Origin of the sequence: Arthrobacter sp. FX8 (genome assembly GCF_026723805.1) — a bacterium.
Taxonomy (GTDB): Bacteria; Actinomycetota; Actinomycetes; order Actinomycetales; family Micrococcaceae; genus Arthrobacter.
Window position 1 is genome coordinate 3,192,455 of record NZ_CP113505.1, and the last position, 26,339, is coordinate 3,218,793.

General features: G+C 65.9%; 16 protein-coding genes and 3 pseudogenes. 11 read left to right on the top strand and 8 right to left on the bottom strand.

Features of this window, described 5'->3' with window-relative positions; genetic code table 11:
* Positions 1 to 65 precede the first annotated feature (65 nt).
* Complete coding sequence (locus tag OUO20_RS14965; protein ID WP_018771770.1) at positions 66 to 875, top strand: IclR family transcriptional regulator; 810 nt, start codon at positions 66 to 68, stop codon at positions 873 to 875.
* Positions 876 to 1,333: 458 nt separating this feature from the next.
* A complete protein-coding gene (locus OUO20_RS14970; protein WP_268003447.1) occupies positions 1,334 to 3,181 on the top strand; it encodes a BCCT family transporter in 1,848 nt (615 codons plus the stop codon).
* A 65-nt stretch (positions 3,182 to 3,246) separates the two neighbouring features.
* Here the strand turns inward: OUO20_RS14970 and OUO20_RS14975 are convergent, their stop codons facing one another.
* The 3 genes from OUO20_RS14975 to hxlB all read right to left on the bottom strand — a co-directional run bounded on the left by OUO20_RS14975 (position 3,247) and on the right by hxlB (position 5,604).
* Positions 3,247 to 4,224 (bottom strand): glucose-6-phosphate dehydrogenase assembly protein OpcA, encoded by a 978-nt coding sequence (locus OUO20_RS14975; protein WP_268002058.1) that lies wholly within the window; start codon positions 4,222 to 4,224, stop codon positions 3,247 to 3,249.
* Positions 4,225 to 4,326: 102 nt separating this feature from the next.
* Positions 4,327 to 4,950: a 3-hexulose-6-phosphate synthase gene (hxlA, locus tag OUO20_RS14980; protein WP_018771773.1), complete on the bottom strand. Its 624-nt coding sequence runs from the start codon at positions 4,948 to 4,950 to the stop codon at positions 4,327 to 4,329.
* A gap of 54 nt (positions 4,951 to 5,004) precedes the next feature.
* Positions 5,005 to 5,604: a 6-phospho-3-hexuloisomerase gene (hxlB, locus tag OUO20_RS14985; protein ID WP_134165085.1), complete on the bottom strand. Its 600-nt coding sequence runs from the start codon at positions 5,602 to 5,604 to the stop codon at positions 5,005 to 5,007.
* Positions 5,605 to 5,734: 130 nt separating this feature from the next.
* Between hxlB and OUO20_RS21565 the strand changes: the two are divergent.
* Positions 5,735 to 7,050: pseudogene (locus OUO20_RS21565) on the top strand (LuxR C-terminal-related transcriptional regulator).
* A 28-nt stretch (positions 7,051 to 7,078) separates the two neighbouring features.
* Here OUO20_RS21565 and OUO20_RS15000 read toward each other — a convergent pair.
* Together OUO20_RS15000 and OUO20_RS15005 are read right to left on the bottom strand one after the other, a co-directional pair.
* A complete protein-coding gene (locus tag OUO20_RS15000; RefSeq protein ID WP_268002060.1) occupies positions 7,079 to 7,360 on the bottom strand; it encodes a hypothetical protein in 282 nt (93 codons plus the stop codon).
* Positions 7,361 to 7,492: 132 nt separating this feature from the next.
* Entirely contained in the window at positions 7,493 to 8,173 is a 681-nt protein-coding gene (locus OUO20_RS15005; RefSeq protein ID WP_018771777.1) for a GntR family transcriptional regulator, read from the bottom strand.
* Between the two features lie 122 nt (positions 8,174 to 8,295).
* Here OUO20_RS15005 and purU point away from each other — a divergent pair, with 122 nt between their 5' ends.
* The 8 genes from purU (at position 8,296) to OUO20_RS15045 (ending at position 21,444) form a co-directional block, all read left to right on the top strand.
* A complete protein-coding gene (gene purU / locus OUO20_RS15010) occupies positions 8,296 to 9,201 on the top strand; it encodes a formyltetrahydrofolate deformylase (RefSeq protein WP_018771778.1) in 906 nt (301 codons plus the stop codon).
* 49 nt (positions 9,202 to 9,250) lie between these two features.
* Positions 9,251 to 11,743, top strand: coding sequence for a GcvT family protein (locus OUO20_RS15015; protein ID WP_268002061.1), 2,493 nt, complete (start codon positions 9,251 to 9,253; stop codon positions 11,741 to 11,743).
* 4 nt (positions 11,744 to 11,747) lie between these two features.
* Positions 11,748 to 12,374 carry a cyclodeaminase/cyclohydrolase family protein gene (locus tag OUO20_RS15020; RefSeq protein ID WP_018771780.1) on the top strand — a complete coding sequence of 209 codons (627 nt, stop codon included), beginning with the start codon at positions 11,748 to 11,750 and terminating at the stop codon, positions 12,372 to 12,374.
* Positions 12,371 to 13,276, top strand: a complete 906-nt coding sequence (locus OUO20_RS15025; protein WP_018771781.1) for a bifunctional 5,10-methylenetetrahydrofolate dehydrogenase/5,10-methenyltetrahydrofolate cyclohydrolase — start codon at positions 12,371 to 12,373, stop codon at positions 13,274 to 13,276. The genes OUO20_RS15020 and OUO20_RS15025 overlap by 4 nt, the downstream gene beginning before the upstream one ends.
* A 156-nt stretch (positions 13,277 to 13,432) precedes the next feature.
* Positions 13,433 to 14,764 carry a molybdopterin molybdotransferase MoeA gene (locus tag OUO20_RS15030; protein WP_018771782.1) on the top strand — a complete coding sequence of 444 codons (1,332 nt, stop codon included), beginning with the start codon at positions 13,433 to 13,435 and terminating at the stop codon, positions 14,762 to 14,764.
* 525 nt (positions 14,765 to 15,289) lie between these two features.
* Entirely contained in the window at positions 15,290 to 16,702 is a 1,413-nt protein-coding gene (locus tag OUO20_RS15035) for an MFS transporter (RefSeq protein ID WP_268002062.1), read from the top strand.
* A gap of 256 nt (positions 16,703 to 16,958) precedes the next feature.
* A complete protein-coding gene (locus tag OUO20_RS15040) occupies positions 16,959 to 19,466 on the top strand; it encodes a GcvT family protein (RefSeq protein ID WP_268002063.1) in 2,508 nt (835 codons plus the stop codon).
* Between the two features lie 499 nt (positions 19,467 to 19,965).
* On the top strand, positions 19,966 to 21,444 hold the full coding sequence (locus OUO20_RS15045; protein WP_268002064.1) for an HNH endonuclease signature motif containing protein: 1,479 nt from the start codon (positions 19,966 to 19,968) through the stop codon (positions 21,442 to 21,444).
* A gap of 429 nt (positions 21,445 to 21,873) precedes the next feature.
* On the opposite strand, the pseudogene OUO20_RS15050 reads toward OUO20_RS15045, so the two are convergent.
* The 3 genes and pseudogenes from OUO20_RS15050 to OUO20_RS15060 form a co-directional block, all read right to left on the bottom strand.
* Positions 21,874 to 24,221 (bottom strand): annotated as a pseudogene (locus tag OUO20_RS15050) (FdhF/YdeP family oxidoreductase).
* Positions 24,222 to 24,361: 140 nt separating this feature from the next.
* The gene (locus OUO20_RS15055; RefSeq protein ID WP_268002065.1) at positions 24,362 to 24,982 is read right to left on the bottom strand and encodes an MBL fold metallo-hydrolase; all 621 of its coding nucleotides are present in this window, start codon (positions 24,980 to 24,982) and stop codon (positions 24,362 to 24,364) included.
* A pseudogene (locus OUO20_RS15060) lies at positions 24,979 to 26,084 on the bottom strand (S-(hydroxymethyl)mycothiol dehydrogenase). The gene OUO20_RS15055 and the pseudogene OUO20_RS15060 overlap by 4 nt, the downstream one beginning before the upstream one ends.
* Positions 26,085 to 26,339 lie beyond the last annotated feature (255 nt).

Genomic DNA, 26,339 nt, shown 5'->3' on the forward strand with positions numbered 1-26,339 from the left:
CCGGGTGTCAAGCGCGTTAACCCAATGTCACCGCCGTCACAGTTTCCGGCATAGGATCAGGAAGTATGGCTTCGAATAGAGACCCTGAATCCGATACCGATGCCGAAGGCGGCCAGTCCGGCGGCGTGCAGTCCGTGGAGCGCGCCCTGACCGTCCTGGAGATCCTCGCCCGGGAAGGGCACGCGGGCGTGAGCGAAATAGCCGAGGAGATGGGGATCCACAAGTCCACCGTCTCCCGGCTGATGGGATCGCTGGTGACCCGCGAGATGGTGCACCAGAACAGCGAGCGGGGCAAGTACCAGCTCGGTTTTGGAATCCTGCGCCTGGCCAGTTCCATCCCCGGGCGGCTCAGCCTGGTCCGCGAGGCACGGCCCGTCCTGGAAAGCCTGGCCGACGAATTCAAGGAAACCGTCAACCTCGCGGTCCTGCGCTCGAACTACGCGGTGAATGTGGACCAGGCCATGGGCCCGTCCACCCTGGCCACCTACGACTGGGTGGGGAGCCTCACCCCGCTGCACGCCACGTCCAGCGGCAAAGTCCTCCTGGCTGCCCTGGAGGCGGACGACCGGGACCGTATCCTCAAGGAGACGGGCCTTGCTGCCCGGACTGCCCGGACCATCACCAGCCGCAAGGAACTGGACGCACAGCTGCTCGAGGTAGCCGCCAAGGGGTACGCCGTGGTACGCGAGGAGTTCGAGATCGGCCTGAATGCCGTGGCGGTGCCGGTCTACAACCACCAGGGCACCGTGATTGGCGCCCTCAGCATCTCCGGCCCGGCCTTCCGGTTCGACCCCGAGAAGATTCCCGGCCTGCTCGAATCGCTCAAGGAAGCCGGGCTCCAGGTCAGCGCCAATATGGGGTACACGCGGAAATGACACAACAATGGCCCCGGGCAGTGCCCGGGGCCATTGTTGTGTCCCCAAACAGTTGGCCTGCCCTTTCGCTTATGCGGGAGCCACTGCCGGTGCACTAACCCCCGGGCGCTAGAGCGCAACAGCAAGCGCACTATGCAACAGCTCGGTCCGGCGACACAATGCGCCCCAAGAGGTTCACGCTGCCTGGCATCCTTGACTTTCAAAGTGACGTACAGCACTCTTGTTGCTTAGCGCGAACTCTGTTGATCTTTGCGGAACACCTCCCCCATGGGGCTCAAGGCCCTGCCACCGCTGGCGAACGGCCACGCGGCAATTCACCCCCGGATTGCTCTGCCCGATTCCCAGCACTAAACGCAAGCCCATGGACTAGCCAAAGGACCCGCTTTCATGGCCATTAATAGTGATCTAACCTCCGCCAAGCCAAAAGTGCCGCCTTCAGATGGCGCTCCCCCGAGCCTCTGGACACCGACCAAGAGGAATCGACAGCCGCCCTTCCCGCCGTCAACGAACACAAGCAGATTCTGGCCGAACTGCGGCTGAGTAACAGGGAGCAGGCCGTCTCCCAGCGCCGCGACCGGAAGCTGACGCTGGACAAGGCCACGTTCGGCATCACCGGCGCCATTGCCCTTGCCTTCGTGGTGTGGGGATTTGCCGACAAGGACAGCCTGGCCACCACTTCCAAGGACGCCCTGGACTGGGTCATGGAATACACCGGCTGGCTCTTCATGGTCCTGGCGTCCCTGTTCGTCGTGTTTGTCCTGTGGCTGGCCATGGGCAAGTTCGGCAACATTCCGCTGGGCAAGGACGGCGAAAAACCCGAATTCCGCACGGTGTCATGGATCGCCATGATGTTCGCCGCCGGAATGGGCATCGGCCTGATGTTCTATGGGGTGGCCGAGCCGCTGTACCACTTCGTTTCTCCCCCGCCCGGAACGGTTGACGGGCGCACCCCGGCAGCCATCCAGACTGCCATGGCCACCTCGATTTTCCACTGGACCCTGCACCCCTGGGCCATGTATGCGGTGGTGGGCATTGCCATGGCCTATGGCACCTACCGGCTGGGACGCAGGCAATTGATCTCCGCCGCCTTCACCTCGTTGTTCGGCATCAGGACCGTTGAGGGGCCGGTGGGCAAGGTCATCAACATCCTGGCCATCTTCGCCACCCTCTTCGGTACCGCCGCGTCACTGGGTCTTGGGGCCCTGCAGATCGGCAGCGGCTTCACCTCGAACGGCTGGACAGGCGAGATCGGAACACCCGTGCTCGTGGCCATCGTGGCCATCCTGACAGCGTGCTTCATCGCCTCCGCCGTGTCCGGCATCAGCCGTGGAATCCAGTGGCTGTCCAACGTCAACATGGTCCTTGCAGTGGTCCTCGCCGCCATCGTCTTCGTGGCGGGCCCCACTCTTTTCATCCTCAACCTCATCCCCTCGGCGGTGGGCGACTATCTGCGCGACCTGGCCGAAATGTCCTCCCGCACCGAGGCCGTTGGCGACGAGGCGCTGCGGACCTGGATGTCCGGCTGGACCATCTTCTATTGGGCCTGGTGGATTTCCTGGACGCCCTTCGTGGGCATGTTCATCGCCCGGATCAGCCGCGGCCGGACCATCCGGCAGTTCGTCACCGGCGTACTGCTGGTCCCCAGCATTGTCAGTGTCATCTGGTTTGGCATCTTCGGCGGTACAGCCTTCCACATCCAGCAGGAAGCTGACAAAGCCGGCACGCCGGGCCTGATGACCGTCACCGACGGCAAGGCAACCATCGATTTTGACGGCGCCCTGTTCAACCTGGTGAAGAACCTCCCCTTGCCGGAGTGGATGATTGCGGCCGTGATTGTCCTGGCCATGGTCCTGGTGGCAATCTTCTTCATTACCGGCGCCGACTCCGCCTCCCTGATCATGGCGTCGCTGAGCTCCAACGGCAGCTCCGACCCCAAGCGTGCCTTGGTCATCTTCTGGGGCGCCCTCACCGGCGCCGTGGCCGCCGTCATGCTTTTGGCCGGCGGTGACCAGCCCTCCGAAGCGTTGTCGGGCCTGCAGCGGATCACCATCGTCGCGGCCCTGCCCTTCGTGATCGTCATGCTGTTGCTTTGTTTCGCCATCACCAAGGACCTGCGCAGGGACCCCCTCTCCCTGCGCCGCCGGCTGGCGGACTCTGTGGTGGAACGGGCTATCCGGGCGGGCGTGGAGCAACACCGGGGCGCGCAGTTCGACCTTGTGACAAAGCACGAGTGCGCAGAAGAGTGCGCCGATGGCCAGAGGTGCCCGGGCAACGGGCAGGATCTGGAGAAGGCAGCCACACGTTAGGTAAATACCCGAATTTGGCCCCGGCGCATCATGTGCCGGGGCCAAATCCTTTAACGGCCCTGCGGCTAGGCCACCACCATGCAACCCTGCAGCTGGTAACCGGCCTCAGGCACCGGCTGCACTTGCCAGTCCGCGCACAAACGCCCCACGGTGGCCAGCACCTCACCGAAAACAGGGTCCGGCTGGAGGCGGCGGAGTTCTTCGGCGAGGCATTCGCTGAGGCTGCGGCGTGGGAGCGGGATCCGCTGGGCGGGTTGGCCGGGTTGGGTGAGTTCGGCGACGAAGCCTCCGGGGCGGAGAAGCTGAATCCGGGCGTCGGCCAGCGTGATGCTCACTCGGCCAAGGCCTGATCCTGCCGGTCCTGCAACCTTGTTCACAGGTACGTCCAGCGCGAGCTTGAGCCAGGCAGCCATCAGCAGCGGACTGGGGGAATCCGGGGCACCCTCCACCTCGGCGGCGAGCACCAAGGATGGGTCGACGTGGTCCAGGGCTGCTGCGAGCTGGATCCTCCAGTTGGTCAGCCGGGTCCAGGCGAAGTCGGTGTCGCCGGCCTTGTAGGTGCGGTGGATCCGTTCCAGTGCGGCCTGGGGGTCGGGTTCGTTCGCGGAGTCGGTGATCCTGCGGTGCGCGATCGCGCCGATGGAGGTCTCGCACGCGTTCGCGGGGGCGCCGTGCGGCCACCAGGCCACGATCGGGGCGTCCGGGAGCAGCAGCGCGGCCACCAGGGACCCGGACTCGTGGGCCAGTTGGCCATAGCCGCGCAGCACGATCACTTCCGAGGCGCCGGCGTCCCCGCCGACCCGGATCTGCGCGTCGAGCCGGTCCCCGGCGTCCTTCCCGGCGTCGGCGAGGACGATGATCCGGCAGGGGTGTTCCCGGCTGGCGTCGTTCGCGGCCTCGATCGCTTCTTCCTCGAGCCCGGACTTGGTCACGACCACCAGGGTCAGGACCCGGCCCAGCGCGATCACGCCGCCCTGCTCGCGCAGGGCCACGAGTTTCTTGGACACCTTTGAGGTGGTGGTGTCGGGCAGGTTAACGATCATGGCCTTCTCCAGGTTCGTCCGCCACGGAATGGGCTCGATGAGGGCATGGCACAGCGGCGGCCCCACCCCGGTCCAGGTGGAGCCGCCGCCGTATGCCAGGGCCTAGTTGATGGCAGCCTGGAGTTCCTTGGCGGCCAGAGCCGGATCTGCGGCGCCGTAGATGGCGCCGCCGGCCACCGCCACGTCGGCTCCTGCGGCCTGGACGGCTGCGATGGTGCTGACGTTCACGCCGCCTGCCACGGAGAAGGGCACCTGCGATTCTTCGCCCGCGCGGAGCAGTCCAGTCAGGTCGAAGCCGGGCTTTGCCTGCTCGTCCAGGCCCGCGTGCATCTCGACGAACTTCGCACCCAGGGCGCGCACTTCCCTGGCCCGGGTGGCCTTGTCCGCAATGCCGATCAGGTCAACGACGACGCCCTTGCTGTGTGCCTTTGCGGCCTTGACGGCGCCCGCGATCGTGGAATCATCGGCGGAGCCGAGCACGGTGACCAGGTCGGCGCCCGCCTTGAAGGCGATGTCGGCTTCAAGTTCGCCGGCGTCCATGGTCTTCATGTCGGCGAAAACCAGCTTGTCCGGGTGGGCTTCCTTGATGGCCGTAACGGCGGAGAGGCCCGCAGCCTTGATGAGGGGCGTGCCCAGTTCGATGATGTCCACGTATTCAGCGACCTTGCCGGCCAGCTCGAGGGCGTCCTCGACGGTGAGGAGGTCAATGGCTACCTGAAGTTTCATTGCTTCTTCTTTCTGTTGGGGTTTTGTCCAAAGGACTGGAAAGTCGGGAAAGGTCTATTCGAGGTTGGCGTGGCGCAGCCACAACTGCTCGGCGGGGACGTCGGCGTTGTCCCAGAGTGTTTGGAACACCGCCTCCGTTGCCACGAAGAGCACCTGTTCGAAGAGGCTCCCGGAGTACTGGCGGGAGACGCCCGAGCCGTGGTCGGTCTTTTGCTGGGCCGGGAGCAGCACGACGGCGTCAGCCAGTCCTGCGAGTGCCGAACCGGGGTTGGCAGTGAAGGCGACGATCCGGGCCCCCGCCTTGGCGGCGGTCTCGGCGGCCTTCACGATCCCCGACGTGCTGCCGGAGCCCGATGCGACGAGCAGAAGGTCACCCTTCCGGATGGCGGGGGTGGTGGTGTCCCCGGCCACGTGGACCACGAGGCCGAGGTGCATCAGCCGCATCGCTGCCATCCTCAGCACCAGGCCGCTGCGGCCTGCCCCGGCCACAAAGACGCGGTCGGCGTTCTCCAGCATCGAGACCGCCTGGCGCAGCCTGTCCGGGCTGATGCGGGCCGCGGTGTCTGCGATCTCCCTTAACACCAGGGAGATATTGCCCGTGATGGCCCCGCCGGTTGCTTCCACCGCGGGAGCGGTCAGAACGGTTGAGTCCATATCTCCTCCTTCATCGTGTACCTGGCATCCATCGTGCCGAAACGGGCGGGTAGGTGATACGCCAATTCGGGATGGTTTTAACCACCCGTTCGGGTAGTTCAGGACGGGATTCTTCGCGTAATCTGTCGAGATGATTGAGAGCACCCCGCCCGTTCGGCTGGTTACGGACTTCCCCGGAACCGCCCTGCCCTGGCCCCTGCTCCGCGCGGTGGCCCGGATCGCGGAGGCGCCCCTCTCCGCCATTGCCGAACGGCTGCACGAAGCTGTCCGCCCCTACACTGGCGGCGACGCCCTGGTGATCTTCACCGAGGAATGCACAGGACGCCCGCAGAAGAAGTCAGGCGACGGGGAGGTGGTGGCCCGGGTATCGATCAGCGAACTCCAGCAGCTGCGCGAGCAGGTGGCCGCTGAGGGGCCTTGGGCGGGAACGGCACAGATCGCAGGCAGGCAACGGCAGGCCTTCGCCCTGAGGTACGCTCCCAGCAACGCTTTGCTGGTCATTACCTATCCCGGGACGGCCGGGGGTCGGCAGCAGGCCGGGGACATGGAGAACCTGGGCCTCGTGTCCTATCTCTGGGAAATGGCAGCACGCCGGATCCAGGAGAAGGTGAAGGATGCGCCGCCGTCCTACCTGCTGGAGTCACGGGCAGCATCCGCGGAACGGATCAGGGTCACGGGCGAGCTGGTGGACCTTCATTCCACAACCCTGGAAACCATCCTGGCGGCCGCACGGTCAGGCTCCCTGGATGACGCAACGGCACGGGCTACCGTCAGTGACGCCGCGGCCAAGGCGCTGGTGGAACTGCGCACGCACAATGACCAGACGGCAGAACTGGTGAAGGAACCGGTGGCCACCGCCTTCGAACGGCTTCGCGAGGATCTGCGTCCGCTGACCCGGTTCAGTGGGATCGACGTGCAATTCATCGAACCCCCTTGAATGGCCGGGCGCTGCCCGGCGAGGTAGCCATCGCGGCGCGGGCCATAGTGCGCGGGCTGCTGTTGGCCATGATGGAGCAACCGGAAGTCCGCAGGGTGCGGACCCAGTGGGACTGCGACGGCGAAAACCTGCTGATCAATGTCCGGGACGACGGACGGGGCGGACTCTCGGCTGACGCCCCGAACATGGAACGGCTGCAGCGCAGGGTCCAGGCACTGGACGGCCGCATGGAAGTCGATCTCATGCCGGGGTGGGGCGCGGACATTTCCGTCACGCTGCCCCTGGACCCGCCTGCTTCTCCGGCAGACGTCTCGGGCTGGAACCTCGCGGCCCGGGAACTCGAGGTCCTCCAACTGCTGGCTGCGGGCCAACGCAACCGAAGCATAGCCGCCGCGCTCAACATCAGCGAGAACACGGTCAAGTTCCACGTGCGGAACCTGTTCAGGAAGCTGGGCGTGGCTTCGCGGACCGAAGCCATTGCGCTGGCCCACAGCCACGGACTGCGTTAGGACCTGCAGCGTCGAGGGCTAAGAGCAGTCACACCCAGATCTGGTAGCCCGATTGCTTGTCGAAGATGCGCCGCGTGCTGATGCCCTCGGCGGCTATCCAGAGCACCGATCCATCCTCCGCAGCCTGGTCCACCACCCCGCTGGCCACGCACTCCCCCAGTAGCCACACCTCGACATTGCGGCCAGGCAGGCGCGCCCAGTCAGTCCGGAGGCCAAGGGCCTTTTTCGACGTGCCGCCGCCCTGGCCACGTTGTTGACAGTCAAGGCCGGTGGCTCTCCGCGGGGCTTCAAGGGTTGCCTGGGAATTCACTGGTCGCTCCGTTCGCCGGCGCCATCGCCGCTCATGGGAATCCAACTCTGATATTTGATTGATATATCAATCTGGATTCAGAGTATGGTGCAGGTCACACCCGATGTCAACAGACGCGCAGACCGGCCGGGACTAAGCCTTGAAGAGGGCCTCCCGGACCGCATGCTCGAATCCACTCACGTGGGCCTTGGCAAGCTCGGAGGCCCGCTCCTCATCCCCGTCAATGACGGCGCGGAGCAGATCGAGGTGTTCGCGCACGTGGTGGGACAGGTCCGGCAGGCGGTCGATGACCATGCACCAGATCCGCGTTGCCAGGTTGTCATAGCGGATCAGGATGTCCTCCAGGTGAGGGTTGGCAGCGGCGGCGTAAATGCCCTGGTGCACCCGGGCATCCAGCTGCAGCGTCTCGGTTACGGTTGCTGCGGCAACATCGAATGCCTCGACCTTCTCGAGCGTGGCACGCAGCCCGTCCCGAACCGCCGGGGATGCCACCCGGGCAGCACGTGCGGCAGCAAGGGGCTCGAGCTGGGCCCGGATTTCCGAGATGAAGGAAAGGTCGGTCACGTCCACCCTGGTGGCGAAGGTACCCCGCCGGGGGTAGGTCTTCACCAGCCGGTCCAGCTCCAGCCGCTTCAGCGCTTCGCGCACCGGAGTCCGCCCCACGCCCAGGTTCTTGGCAAGGAGCTCGTCATTCAGCAGCTCGCCGGGCTTGATTTCAAGGGTCAGCAACCAGTCGCGGATGCTCTCGTACGCGACGTCTGCCAGCGACTTCCTGCCGGCGTCGTCCGCCACCGCCAAAGCTTCGAATGCCATGCTGAGCCCCTTCTTCCCAACCCGAAAAAAACTATTGACCTCGCCTCGAGACCAGTATACGCTGACACCCAATCTAATATATCAGTCCGCATCTTTTGAATATATCTAGAAGGAGGAGGGACATGACCCTCATTGAAACAGCTTCAGCAACCGCTACCCTGCCGGCGCTCAAGGAAGAGCAGGCGCAGAAGTTCGTGCTGACCTTGTCCTGCCGCGAGCAGGCAGGGATTGTGCAGGCCGTGACCACGTTCCTCTTCGAGCGTGGCTTCAACATCGAGGAACACCAGCAGTTCGATGACAGCCTGCGTGAGACCCTGCACCTGCGCACAGCGTTCTCCGGCTCCCCCAACTACACGCCGGCGATGCTCGAGGAAGAATTTGCGTCCATTGCAGGCCGGTTCGACATGAGTTTCAGCTTCCACGACAAGACCCAGCCGCGCGTTCTGGTGATGGTGTCCAAGTTCGGGCACTGCCTGAATGACCTGATCTTCCGCTGGCGCGGCGGCAGCCTTGGCGGCGAACTGGTAGCGGTCGTTTCCAACCACGAGACCCACCGTGCAATGGCGGAAGCCGCAGGGCTCCCCTTCATCTACGTCCCCGTCACACCGGACACGAAGGCCGACGCCGAACGCAGGCTGCTGGAGCTGGTGGAGGAGTACGAGGCCGACCTCGTGGTCCTGGCCCGTTACATGCAGGTGCTCTCCGACGATCTCTGCCGGGCGCTGGAGGGCCGGGCCATCAACATCCACCACTCCTTCCTCCCTGGCTTCAAGGGCGCACGCCCCTACCACCAGGCCTACGACCGCGGAGTCAAGCTGGTGGGCGCCACCGCCCACTACGTCACGGCGGACCTGGATGAGGGTCCCATCATCGAGCAGGAAGTCATCCGCGTGGACCACAGCTACGGCCCGGCGCAGCTGTCCACCGTGGGCCAGGACGCCGAGGCACTGGCCCTCTCCCGCGCCGTCCGCTGGCACTGCCAGCACCGCGTGCTGCTGGACCAGACCAGCACCGTGGTGTTCCGGTAAGCAGCCCTCGTCCGCAGACCCAACCCGTAAAGCAGCAGGAGAGACTTCCTTGGAATCGTCACCACGCATTGTCATTATCGGAGCCGGCATCGTCGGCACCAACCTCGCGGATGAACTCGTCGCGCGCGGCTGGAACAACATCACCGTCCTGGACCAGGGACCCCTCAACATGCCCGGCGGCTCCACCTCGCACGCCCCGGGACTGGTCTTCCAGACCAACCCCTCCAAGTCCATGGCGCTGTTCGCCAAGTACACCGTGGAGAAACTGCTGTCCCTCACCGAAGACGGCGTCAGCTGCTTCAACCAGGTGGGCGGCCTGGAGGTTGCCACCACCGAGACCCGCCTCGCGGACCTGAAGCGCAAGCTCGGCTATGCGCAGGCATGGGGCATCGAAGGCTCCATTCTTTCCCCGGCAGAATGCAAGGAGCTTTACCCGCTCATCAACGATGAGGACATCCTGGGCGGCCTGCACGTCCCGAGCGACGGCCTGGCCAGCGCGGCGCGGGCGGTGCAGCTGCTGATCAAGCGCACCGAAGCGGCCGGCGTCAAGTACTTGGGCAACACCACTGTGACCGGCATCGAACAGTCCGGCAGGCAGGTCACCGGCGTCCAGACGCCCGACGGCGTGATCCCGGCAGACATCGTGGTCTCCTGCGCCGGCTTCTGGGGTGCAAAGGTGGGCGAGCTGATCGGCATGTCCGTGCCGCTGCTGCCCCTGGCCCACCAGTACGTCAAGACCACCCCGGTTCCGGCACAGCAGGGCAAGAACGAACTGCCCAACGGCGCCCGGCTGCCCATCCTCCGGCACCAGGACCAGGACCTCTACTACCGCGAACACGGCGACCGCTACGGCATCGGCTCCTACGCCCACAAGCCCATGCCCGTGGACCTGGACGAACTCGGCAGCTTCAAGCCGCATGAGATCAGCGAGCACAACATGCCGTCCCGGCTGGACTTCACCCTCGAGGACTTCCTCCCCGCGTGGGAAGCCACCAAGCAGATCCTGCCTGCCCTGCGCGAAAGCGAGATCGAGGACGGCTTCAACGGCATCTTCTCCTTCACCCCCGACGGCGGATCCCTCGTTGGCGAGTCCAGGGAACTCGACGGCTTCTTCGTGGCCGAAGCCGTCTGGGTCACCCACTCCGCCGGCATCGCGCGCGCTGTGGCCGAACTCCTGGTGGACGGCAAGTCCTCCATCGACCTGGGCGACTGCGACATCCACCGCTTCGAGGACGTGCAGCTGACCCCCGAATACGTCAGCGAAACCTCGCAGCAGAACTTCGTGGAGATCTACGACGTCCTGCACCCGCTGCAGCCCAAGCTCTCCCCGCGCAACCTGCGCGTCAGCCCCTTCCATGCCAGGCACAAGCAGCTGGGCGGCTACTTCCTGGAAGGCGGCGGCTGGGAACGTCCCTACTGGTTCGAGGCCAACGCCGAGCTCCTCAAGGAGATGCCCGCAGACTGGCAGCCGCCGGCCCGTGATTCCTGGTCCGGCATGTTCAGCTCGCCTATTGCCGCGGCCGAGGCATGGAAGACGCGCACCGCCGTCGCCATGTACGACATGACCCCGCTCAAGCGCCTCGAAATCTCCGGACCGGGCGCCCTGAAGCTGCTGCAGGAACTGACCACCGCGGAAATGAACAAGAAGCCCGGAGCCGTCACCTACACGTTGCTGCTGGACGAGCAGGGCGGGGTCCGCAGTGACATCACCGTGGCCCGCCTCAGCGAGGACACCTTCCAGCTCGGCGCCAACGGCAACATCGACACCGCCTACTTTGAACGCGCAGCCCGGCACCAGACAGCAAGCGGCAGCGCCGACGACTGGGTCCAGGTCCGCGACACCACCGGCGGCACCTGCTGCATCGGCCTGTGGGGCCCGCTCGCCCGCGACCTCGTCAGCACCGTCAGCAGCGATGACTTCTCCAACGATGGCCTGAAATACTTCCGGTCCAAGCAAGTGGTCATCGGTGGCGTCCCCGTTACCGCCATGCGCCTGTCCTACGTCGGTGAGCTGGGCTGGGAACTGTACACCAGCGCCGACAACGGACAGCGGCTCTGGGATGCACTGTGGAAGGCCGGCCAGCCGTTTGGCGTCATCGCTGCCGGGCGGGCCGCGTTCAGCTCGCTCCGCCTGGAAAAGGGCTACCGCTCCTGGGGCACGGACATGACCACCGAGCACGACCCCTTCGAGGCCGGCCTGGGCTTCGCGGTGAAGATGGCCAAGGACAACTTCGTCGGCAAGGCGGCCCTGGAAGGCCGCACGGAGGAGAACTCCGCGCGGCGCCTGCGCTGCCTCACGGTCGACGACGGCCGCAGCCTGGTGCTCGGCAAGGAACCGGTGTTCTACAAGGACCAGGCAGTTGGCTACGTGACCAGCGCCGCCTACGGCTACACGGTCAGGAAACCGATCGCCTATTCCTACCTGCCCGCCGAAGTTTCGATCGGCGACTCCGTGGAGATCGAGTACTTCGGACGCCGGATCGTTGCCACGGTGACCCAGGACCCGCTGTACGACCCCACCATGACCCGGCTCCGCGGGTAGTGCCATGATCAGCTCAGAGACAGTCAGCAGCTACCTCACACGCCTGGCCGCAAAACAGCCCACGCCGGGCGGCGGTGCAGCCGCGGCCCTGCATGCGGCCCAGGGTGCAGCCCTGGTGGCCATGGTGGCGCGTTACACCACAGGCGCCAGGTACGAACAGCACGCGCCCCAGGTGCAGCGCATTACCCAGGCAGCAGACAACCTCATTACCGAGGCACTGCGCCTGGCCGACGCGGACGAACAGGCCTTCCAGGCAGTCATCGACTCCTACAGGCTGCCGTCCGACACGGATGAGTCCAAGGCCGCGCGCGCGGCCGGGATCCAGTCGGCACTCATCCAGGCTGCACAGACACCCGCCAAGCTCATCAAGGTCTCAGGCGACATCGTGGACCTCGCCACGGAGCTGTTCGACGTGGCCAACGCGAACGTCATCAGCGACGTGGCAGCGGCTGCCGATGCCGCCCGCGCAGCTGCCGCCACCGCGCGCGTCAACATCGACATCAACGTCGTGGCGGTCAAGGACCCGGAGGCACGCGCGCTGCTTGCTCGGCAGACGGACGGTATTGAGGAAAAGGTAGTCCTGGCGGCTGAGGCCCTCTCGGCCCGCGTGCGGGAAAGGATCCTTGGTTGAGCACCGCAGTACTTTCCGGAAAGCCTTTGGCCGGTTTGTTCCACAAGGAAGTGCAGGAGCAGGTCCGGTCGCTTGAACTGGACGGCGTCCGCCCGGTCGTGGCGGTGGTCATGGCGACCGCCGATGAGTCAACGCACTGGTACGTCCGCTCCATCGAGCGGGCAGCGGAGCGGGCAGGAGTGGGTTGCCGGATCATCGACCTGGGCCATGACGCAACGGAACCGGTGCTGGCCAGCGTCCTGCGGGACCTGAGCGCCGAACCGTCCGTGAACGGCATCATCCTGCAAACTCCACTGCCGCCCGGTGTCCGGACGGACAACCTGGTGGGCCTTATCGCCCCGGAAAAGGACATTGACGGCGCAAATCCGTTGAGCCTGGGTCGCCTTGCCGTGGGGCAGCCGGCCTTTGCGCCCGCCACCGCGCGCTCCGTCGTCGAAATCCTGGATCATTACCAGGTTCCCCTGGCGGGCAAGGGCGTGGTGGTCGTGGGCCGGTCCGCCGTGGTGGGCAAGCCACTGTCCCTCCTGCTGCTGGCACGCGATGCCGCCGTGACGGTCTGCCATTCCAGGTCGGGCCCTCTTGAGCGCTACACGAAGGATGCCGACGTCGTGGTGGTCGCCGCCGGACGCGCCGGCCTGCTGACCGGTAGCCATGTCTCCTCCCGGACGGTAGTGGTCGACGTCGGCACGAACGTCCTTCCCGACGGCTCGCTGGTGGGTGACGTGGACGAAGCCGGCGTCACCGGGACGGCAGCGGCGCTCACCCCGGTTCCCGGCGGCGTGGGCTCAGTGACCACGGCATTGCTGCTGCTTCACACCGTGGAGGCTGCACGCAGGCAAGTGTCTTCCCTGCCGCTGGCGGCCGGGCCCCTGGAGTCCCAGGTCCTGGAAGCCGCGGGCTAGGAAAGGCACAGCGTTAGCAACGGGCGTCCCGTTTTCCGTGAAAGGTGCTTCGATGGGCCTAAGACCTGGGGAGGTATTCCTCATCGAAGCACCGTTTTCGGAAAACGGGACCCCGCAACCGGCATGGTGCCGGTGACTTAAAAGGAGGGGCCCCGGATGCCTGCCAATGGATTGACAGCCACCGTTTCCAGGAGCACGGCTGCGCCGGGTCCCGTCCCGGAACGCGGGTGCATACCGTGGTCCGAAGCGCGCCATGTGGCCTTCGGTTCCGCCGGTCCGCTCCCGCCCGTGGCAGTCCCGCTCGCTGAAGCCAATGGACGCACGCTGAGCCGGGATGTCACCGCCCTCCAGGACCTCCCGCATTATGCCTCGTCCGCCATGGACGGTTGGGCCGTGAACGGGCCTGGTCCATGGCTGCTGGCCGGAGCCGGCCAGCATGGATCCCCGGTGCCTGCAGGCAACAGATTCCTGCCTGCAAACAGTGCCGCCGTGATTGCCACCGGCGGTCTGGTACCGCACGGCGCCGACGCCGTCCTACGCAAGGAAAGCGGCCTGGCCGTGCGGGACCCCAACGGCAACCACATCCTGGCGCTGCGTGCCGATGCGAAGCCCGGTGAGCCGTGCAGCGGCCAACACATCCGCCCTGCCGGGCAGGAAGCCCGGTCAGGGGACGTACTCATCCCTGCCGGCACCGTCCTTAATCCCGCGCACGTGGCCCTGGCTGCGGCGGCAGGGCACGACACCGTCCAGGTCCGCGCCCGGCCCGCTGCCGCCGTCGTACTCACCGGCGCCGAAGTGGTGACGCAGGGAATTCCGGGCCCGGGACAGGTCCGGGACACCTTTGGCCCGCAGCTCGGACACGTGGTTTCCCTGCTCGGCGGTGTTGCGGACAGCCCGCAAAGAATCGGTGACTCGTTCAGCGATTGGCTGGCTGCCCTGGAGAACCCGGTGATGCCCCATGGCGGGCACGCAGACGTGCTCATCACCACCGGCGGCACCGGAAAATCCGGCACCGACCATTTCCGTGCCGCCGTCGACGCCATGGGCGGGCAGTTGCTGGTGGACGGCGTCGCGATGCGTCCCGGGCACCCGGCAGTGCTCGCCGCGCTTCCCGGCGGCCGGTTCGTCATTGGCCTGCCCGGCAATCCCCTGGCGGCCATGATGGCCCTCCTCACCCTGGGCGCACCGCTGATGGCCTCGCTTGGGGGCGCGCAGCTGCCTCCGTTGCAGCTCGTGATGTCCGGCTGCGACCTCGAGGGCGATCCGGGAAGGACACGCTTGGTCCCCTGCCGGTTCCTGTCCGGCCTTGCGTTCCCAGTCCAGCACACCGGGCCCGGCATGATGCGCGGGCTTGCCTGGGCGGACGCGGTCATGGCCGTTCCACCCCAGGGTGTTGATTCCGGGGGACCCGTTCCCGTGCTCCCGCTTCCGTGGGCAGCACCAGAAACCACAAGGACACCCGGAGCGGAGGCCACCATCCCACCCTGACGCACAGGTTTGCCCTGTTTACCCCCTCACCAGGCACTCGATATGGCAGAGGTCTCCCTGTCCCAGCGGTCAGGGCCTTTGGTGTGACCCGGAGTCCCCAGCAGGAGCGCCTACACACTTTGCCTTTAGGGGGTCACACTCTTGACATTGAATGTGAGCTAGCGCACGATTTTGTTGCATACAGCGAAGGTTGTTGATCATCACGGAACGAGGCACGCCCGGATACGCTCCTCCCGTCCCCCGGCTCCACCCGTGATGACTTTGGGGAACAGACGAACGAATGATGGCCGATCCGAAAGGGGCCCTGGCCCGTGCATCGGCCGCACAACGCTGCCAGTATCCATGCGGCAGCGCCAGATCACCAAAGGAAACTGTCTATGACTATCAGGGATGGCAGCACCATCGATCAAAGCAGCGCGGGGCGCCGGAACCGGGGAACGACGCCGAAGCCTGTCCGTGGGTCCAGGAAACAGCGCTCTGGCACCTTCAGCGGTTTGCGCTGAAGCCGGAAGGGAACGAATCTCAATGATCAATCCAACCAAGACGACGGCCCCCGTCGACACCTCCTCATCAAAAGAGACCAGCTCCAAGTTCAAGCGCCGCTTCATGATGCGGCTTGTAGCGGTCTTCATAGGCGGGATGTTCCTCGACGGTTACATCCTCGGAATCATCGGCCCGGTCACCGGATCCATGCGGTCAGATCTCCAGCTCGACGCACTATCGCTGGGCATGATCGCTGCAGGCCCGCTGGCTGGTATCTTCATCGGCTCCCCGCTGGCTGGCTGGGCTACTGACAAGTTCGGACGCAAGCCAATGTTCCTGGTGGACATGGGCCTGTTCCTGGTCGCCTCAGGAGCCCAATTCTTCGTAACCTCTGGAGACGGCGCCGTGATCCAGTTGGCCATCATCCGATTCATGATGGGCGTCGCGATCGGCGGCGAGTACTCAATCGGTGGGCCACTGCTGTCAGAGTTCTCCCCACCCAAGCTCCGCGGGCGGTTGCTCGGGCTGACCCTGATCGCCTGGTACGTCGGTTTCATGATGGCATTCATCATCGGCACGCTCCTGCACGACGCCGGCACCCCATGGCGCCTAGTACTCGGCACGAGCACCCTACTGGCATTCGTTCTGTTCCTCGCCCGCATGGGCCTCCCCGAATCGCCGAGCTGGCTCATTACTAAGGGACGGCACAAGGAAGCACTCGAGATCGCACACCGATATGTCGAATCGCCGCAGATGCACGACAGCATCACCGGAGAGATGGATCTGAGGATGCTCCAGGAGGCCCAAGCCGCGGAGAGTGGGACCAAAATCAAGAACGCCTCCTTCGGAATGCTGTTCTCGAGGCAGTACTGGCGCGCCACTATCTTCACTGCAGGTTTTTGGTTCTGCGCGGTCACTCCGTACTTCGCGATCGCGACCTTCGCCGACGAGGTACTCAACCAATTCGGCTTCGGCGGCGGCTGGGCCGGTGGAGTCGGCCTGTCCGCACTTGCAGTCGCGGGCGTTGTCACCAGCGTACTTCTGATTGACAAGCTCGGCCGCCGAATCCTCACTGTGCCCGGGCAGTGGCTCTGCGCGGGCATCCTGTTGGTCATCGGAGTATGGGGGAACGCACCAGCGATCCTCGTGCTCGTCCTGTTTCTCGCCTTCTCCTACTTCAATGCCGGCTACACCACGATGACCCAGGTCTATCCGGCCGAGGTATTCCCCGGCCACCTGCGCGGCGTCGGCATGGGCTTCGCCGCGTCCTTCAGCCGGATCGGAGCCGCACTCGGCACCTTCGCCCTGCCATGGGCGATCGCCAACATCGGCATGGGCGCAACCATGGTCATAGCCGCCGCCGTCGCATTACTCGGCGCAGTCCTCTCGCAATGGCTCGCGCCTGAGACGAAAGGGCGCACCCTCGCCGAGATTTCAGCAGACTTCTCCCACTGACACCGGGACCGCACGGTCACACGCCGCCGGATAACCGGAGCTGCACCAAAGAGGCCTTCGCCGCACCAGCGGCGGGGGCCTCTTTGCCGCCTGTGATCACAGCACCGCCCATCCCCGCAACAAAGCAGGAAACCCTTGACATCCTATGTGAGCTGAGACACCCTGTTGCATATAGTGATGCGCGTTGCTCATAGCGAAGCGAACTCCATCACCCCGGCCAGGCGGATTTCAGCACCAACCAGGAGAACCAAGAATTATGAGCGCATCACCCCGCGTCGTCATCATCGGAGCCGGCATCGTCGGCACCAACCTCGCCGACGAGCTGGCAAGCCGCGGCTGGAACGACATCACCGTCGTCGAGCAGGGCCCGCTGGAGCTCGCAGGCGGCTCCACGTCGCACGCCCCTGGCCTCGTGTTCCAGAACAACCCGTCCAGGACCATGACGGAATTCGCAACCTACACCGTTAACAAGCTGCTCGCCCTGACCAAGGACGGCCAGTCCTGCTTCAACCAAGTGGGCGGCCTGGAACTGGCAACCACCCCAGAGCGCCTGGCCGACCTCAAGCGCAAGATGGGCCTGATGACCTCCTGGGGCGTCGAAAGCCGGATCGTGGACGCCGACGAATGCGAAAAGATCTACCCGCTGCTGAACACCGGCAAGCTTACCGACGGCCGCGAGGTCCTGGGCGGCCTGCTTATCCCCACCGACGGTATCGCCCTGGCGGCCCGGGCCGTGCAGCTGCTGATCGAGCGGACGCGCGAACTCGGTGTCACCTACCTCGGCTCCACCACCGTCACCGGCATCGCACGGGAGGGCAGCAAGGTCACCGGCGTCGAGACCTCCTCCGGTGTGATTCCAGCCGACATCGTGGTGTCCTGCGCAGGGTTCTGGGGCCGTGAGCTCGGCCGGATGGTGGGCCTGGAGGTGCCGCTGCTGCCGCTGGCCCACCAGTACGTGGTCACCACGCCCCTTGCCGAACTTGAGGGCGTCAACGAGCTTCCGAAGGGTGCCAGCAAGCCGATTCTGCGCTACCAGGACAAGGACCTGTACTACCGCGAGTGGGGCGACCGCATTGGCATCGGCAGCTACGCCCACCGTCCCATGCCCGTGGACATGGCTGCACTGCCCAAGGTCCCGGCCGGGGAGATGTCCGACCACCGCATGCCCTCCCGCCTGGACTTCACCCTTGAAGACTTCGTGCCCGCGTGGGAGGACAGCCAGGACCTGCTGCCGGCACTGCGCAGCACCGGAATCCAGGACGGCTTCAACGGCATCTTCTCGTTCACCCCTGACGGCGGCCCGCTCATGGGCGAGGCGCCGGACCTCGACGGCTTCTTCGTGGCCGAGGCAGTGTGGGTCACGCACTCGGCCGGCGTCGCCAAGGCCATGGCCGAACTGCTCGTCGACGGCCAGCCGCAGACCGACCTGCACGGCTGCGAGCTGACACGCTTCGAGAAGGTGCAGACCTCCGACGCGTACGTCAGCGAGACGTCGCAGCAGAACTTCGTGGAGATCTACGACGTCCTGCACCCGCTGCAGCCCCGCGAATCCCCGCGCGACCTGCGCGTCAGCCCGTTCAACGTCCGCCAGAAGGAACTCGGGGCCTTCTTCCTGGAGTCCGCCGCCTGGGAGCGCCCGCACTGGTTCGAAGCCAACCGCGGACTCCTGGCCGAACTGCCGGAAGAATGGCGGGCTCCTGGGCGCGACGAATGGTCCGCCATGTTCCACTCCCCCATTTCCGCCGCCGAAGCGTGGAAGACGCGCACCGCCGTCGGACTTTTCGACATGACGCCGCTGAAGCGCCTCTCCGTCGCCGGCCCCGGCGCCCAAGCACTGCTGCACCGCCTGAGCACGGGCAATATCGCCAAAAAGCCGGGTGCCGTGACGTACTGCCTGCTGCTGGCGGACGACGGCGGCATCCGCAGTGACGTGACCGTCGCCAGGCTCGCCGAGGAGGAGTTCCAGCTGGGCGTCAACAGCAACGTTGACTTCGACTACCTCCGGGTGGAGGCCCGGAAGCAGTCGGCCGCTGATCCTGCCCAGTGGGTCCACGTCACCGACATCACGGGCAGCACCTGCTGCATCGGGCTCTGGGGCCCGCTGGCCCGCGAGGTCATCGGCAAGGTCAGCGGGGACGACCTCAGCAACGACGGCCTCAAGTACTTCCGCACCAAGGAAATCTCCGTTGGGGGCATCCCCGTTACGGCCATGCGGCTCTCCTACGTGGGCGAGCTCGGCTGGGAGCTCTACACCACGGCCGAATATGGGCTGAAGCTCTGGGACCTGCTGTTCGAGGCGGGCCAGGAGCACGGCATCGTCGCCGCCGGCCGCGGTGCCTTCAACAGCATGCGCCTTGAGAAGGGCTACCGGCTGTGGGGCACGGACATGACGTCCGAGCACCACCCCTACCAGGCCGGCCTTGGCTTCTCCGTGGCCAAGGACAAGACGGGCTTTGTTGGTGCCGAGGCCCTGGCGTCGCTCCGCGAACAGCCGGCGGCCAAGACACTGCGCTGCCTGACGGTCGACGACGGCACGTCCGTGGTGCTGGGCAAGGAACCGGTGTTTGTGGCTGGGGAAGCCGTTGGGTACGTCACGAGCGCGGCGTACGGCTTCACCATCCGCAAGCCCATCGCCTACGCCTGGCTGCCCTCGTCAGTGTCCGAAGGGGACGCCGTGGAGATCGAGTACTTCGGCCGGCGGGTGGCCGCCACCGTCACTGCGGAGCCGCTCTTTGACCCGGGCATGGAACGCCTCCGCGGCTGACCAGCCCCGCCCAAAGGGTGGGTGGACCTGCTTGAGACCGGCAGGACCACCCACCCTTTTTGGTGCCTCGGGGAGGGCACTGATTCGCGCGGCAAAACCGTGTCGTAGACTCACCGGAGCAACAACAAATTTGAGGGAACAGGTGTTTGGGGGAACAGCGTGCTGACCAGGGTGTGGCCAGATGACATTCTGGCGTCACTGCCGTGATTCAGCAGCGCCCGGGCCGCCGCCCTTGGACGTTCGCCGCGGTCTGCGTGATGGTGACCTCGCTGACGCTCCTGTTGTTCGGCCCGTCCCTGGGTCCTCCCGCTCGCCGTCGACATACGCGGGAGGGGCAGCGACGGCAGGACTCATGATTGCGTACTGGGCCTGGCGCCTCCCCCGCCGTTCCCGCCGGGTGCAGCGCCATGACGGAGCCGTCGTTTAGCTCCGATCTCCCCTGCCGGTGAAAGGTCCGGCCGCTCCTCTTAATGTCAGACCCTCCCCCGATGATTAGTTCATGGGGAAAGCAGCGGTGGCCAAGGCATATGCGGATATCCGTGGTGCCCTTGCTGTGCTTCATGCCGAGGTGGAGGGGCACGGTCCCGAGCCGTTCTCGCCGGCTGATCCCTTGGCGGGGCTCGCCGATGGTTGCCTTGATATTCTTGTCGGGGCCCGTCAAGTGGAGGCAGGGTTCGCGGCGTTAAAGGCGAAGGCCGCGGTGACGTACTCGGACAGCGCCCATCGTGTTGCCGGGCCGGATGCTTCGGTGCAGGCGCAGGAGATGGCTGTCGCGGCTGAGGTCGGGTGTGTGCTGTCTCTGGGGCCGCGGGCCGCGTCGTCGTTCCTGGCCGCCTCCCACGCCCTGGCCACCACGCTGCCCCGGACGCTGTCGGCACTGGAAGCCGGGGACCTGTCGTGGCAGCATGCCCTGGCCATGGTTGACGAGACGGCCAGCCTTGATGCCGCCGGTGCCGCCGCACTGGAAGGGCACTTCCTGGACCCGGGCGCCCCGGACCCGGCACGGGGCTGCCCGGCCGGGCAGATGCCCGCGCACCGGTTCAGGGCCAAGGCAAGGATTTGGCGGGAACGCCACCATGCCGAGAGCATCGGAAAACGCCACGCTAAGTCCGTGGCGGATCGGCGGGTGGAGTTCCGGCCGGACCAGGACAGCATGGCCTGGCTCTCCGCACACCTGCCCGCCCACCAAGCCTTGGCCGGCTGGAACCGGCTCACCGCCCTCGCCCGGAGCATGCAGGGCCCCGACGAGCCCCGCAGCATGCCCCAGCTCCGGGCCGACACCTTCGCCGACGCGATTCTGGGCAGCGGCACCGCAACCGGGGATGTTGAAGTCGGTGAAGCAGCACATGTCCCATCGCCACGGATCCAAGCGCAGGTGCTGGTCACCGTCCCGGTGTCCTCGCTGATGGGATTGACCGATGAACCAGCCATGCTCGACGGCTACGGGCCCATCCCGCCGTCCATGGCCAGGCAACTCGTCGCCAACGGCGCCAGCTCGTTCTACCGGGTGTTGGTGGATCCGCGGGACGGGGCGCCGCTGGAGATCGGGCGGACCAGCTACAGGGTCACGGGCGCGATGCGGGCCTGGCTGCGGCTGCGGGACGGAAAATGCCCGTTCCCCGGTTGCAGCAACAATTCACTCGACAACGACGCCGACCACATCCTCGCCTGGAACAACGGCGGCACCACCGGGATCTCCAACCTGGGACAACCCTGCCGAAAACACCACAAACTCCGGCACAGCACCGGCTGGACACCCACCCCGGCCACCAGGAACGAACCACCCGGCTGGACCTCACCCACCGGCCGCCATTACACGTCCGAACACCAGGATTGGGAACCACCATGGTGGCCCCAGTGGTTCAAACGGATAGTGGGACCCCCCGGAAGGTCACTCGGCGGCCCACCGGACCTTGCGTTCATTCCGCTGTCCCCGGGAGAAGAAGCCTTGGAACGGTTCCTCCACGCCCCCGTATGAGGACTGCTGCACCCCGGTCTGCTTTGGACGTGCCCCACGGTTCTACTGGGCGGACTGTATGCCGGGAGTATGGCCGGAACGCGGCCCACGTTTACCCCTTGCCGCCGTTATGACCCAAGTGTTTGGCTGTTGGCATGGCTGATGAAGAGGTATCCAAGAACGTTCCTTCCGACGAGCACCTGCGGCAGGATGTCGCACCCGGGTCGGAGGGGAAACCCAGGACCCACAGGACGGGCAGTTTGCCCCCGGTCAAACGAACGCCGGCCAGCAGGTGTCGGGGCTTGCCTCGGCCAGCGGTTATGGCAAGGACCTGGATCCGGAGGCCGAGCCCCACGGAAACAACCCTGTTTAGGCCGTAAACGACGGAAGAGCGCCCCCGCCTCCCCGCTGTTATCCAGCCGGGGACACAGGGGCGCTCTGTCGCGCCATCTACACGCTGGCCTGCAGCAATCCTGCCTCTTCGGCCACCGCGTCCTCGCCCTTGTGGGGTTCGAAACGGACGAACATGGCCTTGAAGCCGGGGGTGTTGGAGATGCGGGCCACGTTCTCCTTATGGACCAGGGCGTTGGCCTCCGGGAAGTAGGCGGCGGCGCAGCCCTTGGCAGTCGGGTAGGCCACCAGGCGGAACTTGTCCGCGCGGCGGTCCACGCCCTGGAAGGTGCTGACCACGTCCACGAGCTCCCGGTCCTGGAAGCCGGATTCGGCGAGGTCGTCGGGGTGGATGAGGATCACGCGGCGGCCGCCGGAGATGCCGCGGTAGCGGTCATCCAGGCCGTAGAACGTGGTGTTGTACTGGTCGTGGCTGCGGATGGTCTGCAGCACCAGGTGCCCCGGCGGCGGGGTGAGGTATTCCAGCGGGCTGACCGTGAACCGGCCGCGGCCGATGTCCGTGGCGAAGGAGCGGGTGTCGCGCGGCGGGTTGGGCAGCACGAAGCCGTTCTTGGTCCGGACCCGGGCGTTGAAATCCTCGAAGCCGGGCAGCACGCGGGCAATGTGGTCGCGGATCACGTCGTAGTCCTCGGCCATGGCCTTCCAGTTGACGGGGTGGTCCGGGCCGAAGGTCGCCTCGGCCATCCGCGCCACGATGACGGGCTCGGCCAGCAGGTGCTCGGAGACAGGGGTCAGGCGGCCCTGGGTGGAGTGGACCACGGACATGGAGTCCTCCACCGACAGGAACTGGGCGCCGTTGGGGTGCTTGTCGTCCTTGTCGGTCCGGCCCAGGGTGGGCAGGACCAGCGAGGTGCGGCCGTGCACGATGTGGGAGCGGTTGGGTTTGGTGCTGATGTGCACGGTCAGGCCGATCCGCTGCATCCCGGCTTCCAGGGCCTTGGTGTCCGAGCAGGCGAGCGAGAAGTTGCCGCCCATCGAGACGAACACGTCCACCTCGTCGCGCTCGAACGCCTCCATGGATTCCACGGCGTCGTAGCCGTGGTGCCGGGGGAGGTGATTCCAAACTCGCTGTCCAGGGCCTGCAGGAGCCATTCCTTGGGTTTCTCCCAGATGCCCATGGTCCTGTCGCCCTGGACGTTGGAGTGCCCGCGGACGGGGCAGGCGCCGGCGCCGGGCTTGCCGAAGTTGCCCTGCAGCAGCAGCACGTTGACCATCTCCTTGATGGTGTCCACCGAGTGTGGCTGCTGCGTCACGCCCAGCGCCCAGCAGAAGATCGAGGCCTTGGACGCCACCAGCATCGACGCCACTTTCTCGATCTGCCCACGGGACAGGCCGGTGGCCCGCTCGGTCTCGTCCCAGTCCAGAGTCCGGCGGGCTTCACGGTAGGCGTCGAATCCGTCCGTCTGCGCGGCGATGAAGGAATGGTCGACGACGGTGCCCGGGTTGGCTTCTTCAGCCGCCAGGAGCAGGTGGCCGAGCGCCTGGAACAGCGCCAGGTCCCCGCCCACCTTGATCTGCAGGTATTCGTCCGCGAGCGGGGTGCCGCCGCCCACCACGCCGGAGACGGTCTGGGGGTCCTTGAAGTTGAACAGGCCCGCCTCTGGCAGCGGGTTCACGGCCACTACCTTGCCGCCTTTGTCCTTGCATTCCTTCAGCGCGGACAGCATGCGGGGGTGGTTGGTGCCCGGGTTCTGGCCGACGACGAAGATCAGTTCGGCGTCGTGGATGTCGTCCAGGGACACCGTGCCCTTGCCGATGCCGATGGTCGGGTTCAGCGCCGAGCCGGAAGACTCGTGGCACATGTTGGAGCAGTCGGGCAGGTTGTTCGTCCCGATGGACCGGGCGAACAACTGGTAGAGGAAGGCTGTCTCGTTCGCGGTGCGTCCGGAGGTGTAGAAGACGCACCGGTCCGGGGTGCTGGCCCGGATGTGCTCCCCGATCAGCTCGAACGCGTCATTCCAGGAGATGGGCGAGTAGTGCGTCTCGCCCTCCCGGATCACCACCGGTTCGGAAAGCCGGCCCTGGTTGCCCAGCCAGTACTCGGTCTTGGTGGACAGCTCGGCAATGGAGTGCTTGGCCCAGAACTCCGCACCTACGGTGCGCAGGGTGTTCTCCTCGGCCACCGCCTTGGCGCCGTTCTCGCAGAACTCGGCCGTCTTGCGCTTCTTGTCCGATTCCGGCCACGCGCAGCCCGGGCAGTCGAAGCCGCCACGCTGGTTCAACCGCAGCAGCGACTGCGCCGTGCGGGCCACCCCTGCCTGGGCGACTGCACGCTCCAGGGCAACCATGACGGCCTTGACGCCGGCGGCCTCGGTCTTGGGCTTGTGGACCTCAAGGTTGTCCTCATTGATGTCCGCGACGGGGGCGGGCTGCTTACCGAACTTCATCGTTCCAACTTCCTTACCGGCCTGTGTTGTTCGAAGGTGAGTGTTGTTCGAAGGCGAGTGGTGTTCGAGGGCCAGTGAAAAGCGCGCCGGGCCTCCCGGCGCGCCTTTCTCCGGCACGTCACCTTACTGAATGTCGCTTGCTACTGGGCTACCTTCGCCAGCGTTTCCTGCTCCGCGGCGATGGTGGTGTTCCCGCCGTGGCCGGTGCGGACCACGGTGTCGGCCGGCAGGGTCAGGAGCCGTTCGCGGATGGAGGCGAGGATGGTGGGGTAGTCGCTGTAGGACCGTCCGGTGGCGCCGGGGCCGCCGTTGAACAGCGTGTCCCCGGTGAAGACCGTCCCCTCGCTTTCCAGGTGGAAGCAGGTGGACCCGGGCGAGTGGCCGGGCGTGTGGATTGCCTTCAGGGTTGCCCCGCCCACCTGGAACACGTCGCCATCGGAGTGGTAGTGGTCCGGTTTGGCGTCCGGGTAGACCTGCTCCCAGAGCACCAGGTCCTCCTTGTTCAGGTGGATCGGTGCGCCCAGGGCATCGGCGACCTCGCGTGCGGCACCGATGTGGTCGTTGTGCGCGTGCGTGAGCAGGATGGCCTTCACCTTCCGGCTGCGGACCTGGTTGATGATCGCGGCGGCGTCGTGCGGCGCGTCGATGATGATGCATTCCTCGTCATTGCCCACGATCCAGACGTTGTTGTCCACGTCCCAGGTGCCGCCGTCGAGCGAAAATGTGCCGGAGGTGACCAGGTTTTCGATGGTGACGCTCATGCGGACGCCCCTGCCGACTGGACCTCGACGACGGAGCGCAGCACCTTGCCCTCGTGCATCTTGCCGAACGCTTCCTCCACCTGGTCGATGGCGATCCGCTCGGACACGAACGCGTCGAGGTCCAGGTTGCCCTGCTTGTAGTGCGAGACGAGCATCGGGAAGTCGCGGGAGGGCAGGCAGTCGCCGTACCAGGAGGACTTCAGCGAGCCGCCGCGGCCAAAGACATCCAGCAGCGGCAGTTCAAGCGTCATCTCCGGCGTCGGGACGCCGACAAGGACCACGCGGCCGGCAAGGTCGCGGGCGTAGAAGGCCTGCTTGTAGGTTTCAGGGCGGCCGACGGCGTCAATCACCACGTCCGCTCCGTGGCCTCCGGTGAGGGCGCGGATGGCTTCCACGGCGTCCTCCTGGCGCGAGTTCACGCCGTGGGTGGCGCCGAGCGACTTGGCCATGTCGATCTTGTTGTCGTCGATGTCCACGGCGATGATCGTCGTCGCACCGGCCAGCCTGGCCCCGGCGACCGCGGCAATCCCCACGCCGCCGCAGCCAATGACGGCCACGGATTCCCCGCGCTTGACCTCGCCGGTGTTGATCGCGGCGCCGATGCCGGCCATGATGCCGCAACCCAGCAGGCCCACCGCGGCTGCGTCAACGTCCGGGTCCACCTTGGTGCACTGCCCGGCGGCGACCAGGGTCTTCTCGGCGAACGCGCCGATGCCCAGGGCCGGCGAAAGCACGGTTCCATCCTCCAGGGTCATCTTCTGCGTGGCGTTGTGCGTGTTGAAGCAGTACTGCGGCTGGCCCTTGGCACACGCACGGCACTGCCCGCAGACGGCACGCCAGTTAAGGATCACCCGGTCCCCAGGGGCCACCGAGGTCACATCCGGGCCGACAGCACTGACCACACCCGTGGCTTCATGGCCCAGGAGGTACGGGAAGTCGTTTCCGATACCGCCCTGCTTATAGTGCAGGTCGGTGTGGCAGACGCCGCAGGTCAGGATGTCCACCAGGGCCTCCCCGGCCCCGGATCCGGCACCAGGATGGTCTCCAGCGACACCGGAGCGTCCTTCTCCCGGACAATGACAGCTTGAACCTTGTGGACCATTGTTCTTGTGTTCCTTTCCTGGACCTTGGCAGTCCGGTAAGTCGGGGACGTGTGCCAATCTAGCTGACGCAGCTGTTCAAGGACGGGGTCTTGGGCCTACCAACCCTGAACAATTGCGTAATGCACAACAGAATGCACATAGCGCTACCTAGCAATATGACAGCGGCCACACCTAGTGTCAATAGATATATCAGTTGCAGGGCAGCGGGGCGATAGGCGTCCGGCATTGGCCGCCTGGGCGTTTTTGGTCGCCCA

Excerpts from the sequence above, each read along its gene's own strand:
- OUO20_RS15045 (WP_268002064.1), top strand. The coding sequence starts at position 19,966 with ATGGGGAAAGCAGCGGTGGCCAAGGCATATGCGGATATCCGTGGTGCC.
- OUO20_RS15055 (WP_268002065.1), bottom strand. The coding sequence starts at position 24,982 with ATGAGCGTCACCATCGAAAACCTGGTCACCTCCGGCACATTTTCGCTC.
- hxlB (WP_134165085.1), bottom strand. The coding sequence starts at position 5,604 with ATGGACTCAACCGTTCTGACCGCTCCCGCGGTGGAAGCAACCGGCGGG.
- purU (WP_018771778.1), top strand. The coding sequence starts at position 8,296 with ATGACCCTCATTGAAACAGCTTCAGCAACCGCTACCCTGCCGGCGCTC.
- OUO20_RS15040 (WP_268002063.1), top strand. The coding sequence starts at position 16,959 with ATGAGCGCATCACCCCGCGTCGTCATCATCGGAGCCGGCATCGTCGGC.
- OUO20_RS14965 (WP_018771770.1), top strand. The coding sequence starts at position 66 with ATGGCTTCGAATAGAGACCCTGAATCCGATACCGATGCCGAAGGCGGC.
- hxlA (WP_018771773.1), bottom strand. The coding sequence starts at position 4,950 with ATGAAACTTCAGGTAGCCATTGACCTCCTCACCGTCGAGGACGCCCTC.
- OUO20_RS15035 (WP_268002062.1), top strand. The coding sequence starts at position 15,290 with ATGATCAATCCAACCAAGACGACGGCCCCCGTCGACACCTCCTCATCA.
- OUO20_RS14975 (WP_268002058.1), bottom strand. The coding sequence starts at position 4,224 with ATGATCGTTAACCTGCCCGACACCACCACCTCAAAGGTGTCCAAGAAA.
- OUO20_RS15005 (WP_018771777.1), bottom strand. The coding sequence starts at position 8,173 with ATGGCATTCGAAGCTTTGGCGGTGGCGGACGACGCCGGCAGGAAGTCG.
- OUO20_RS15020 (WP_018771780.1), top strand. The coding sequence starts at position 11,748 with ATGATCAGCTCAGAGACAGTCAGCAGCTACCTCACACGCCTGGCCGCA.
- OUO20_RS15030 (WP_018771782.1), top strand. The coding sequence starts at position 13,433 with ATGCCTGCCAATGGATTGACAGCCACCGTTTCCAGGAGCACGGCTGCG.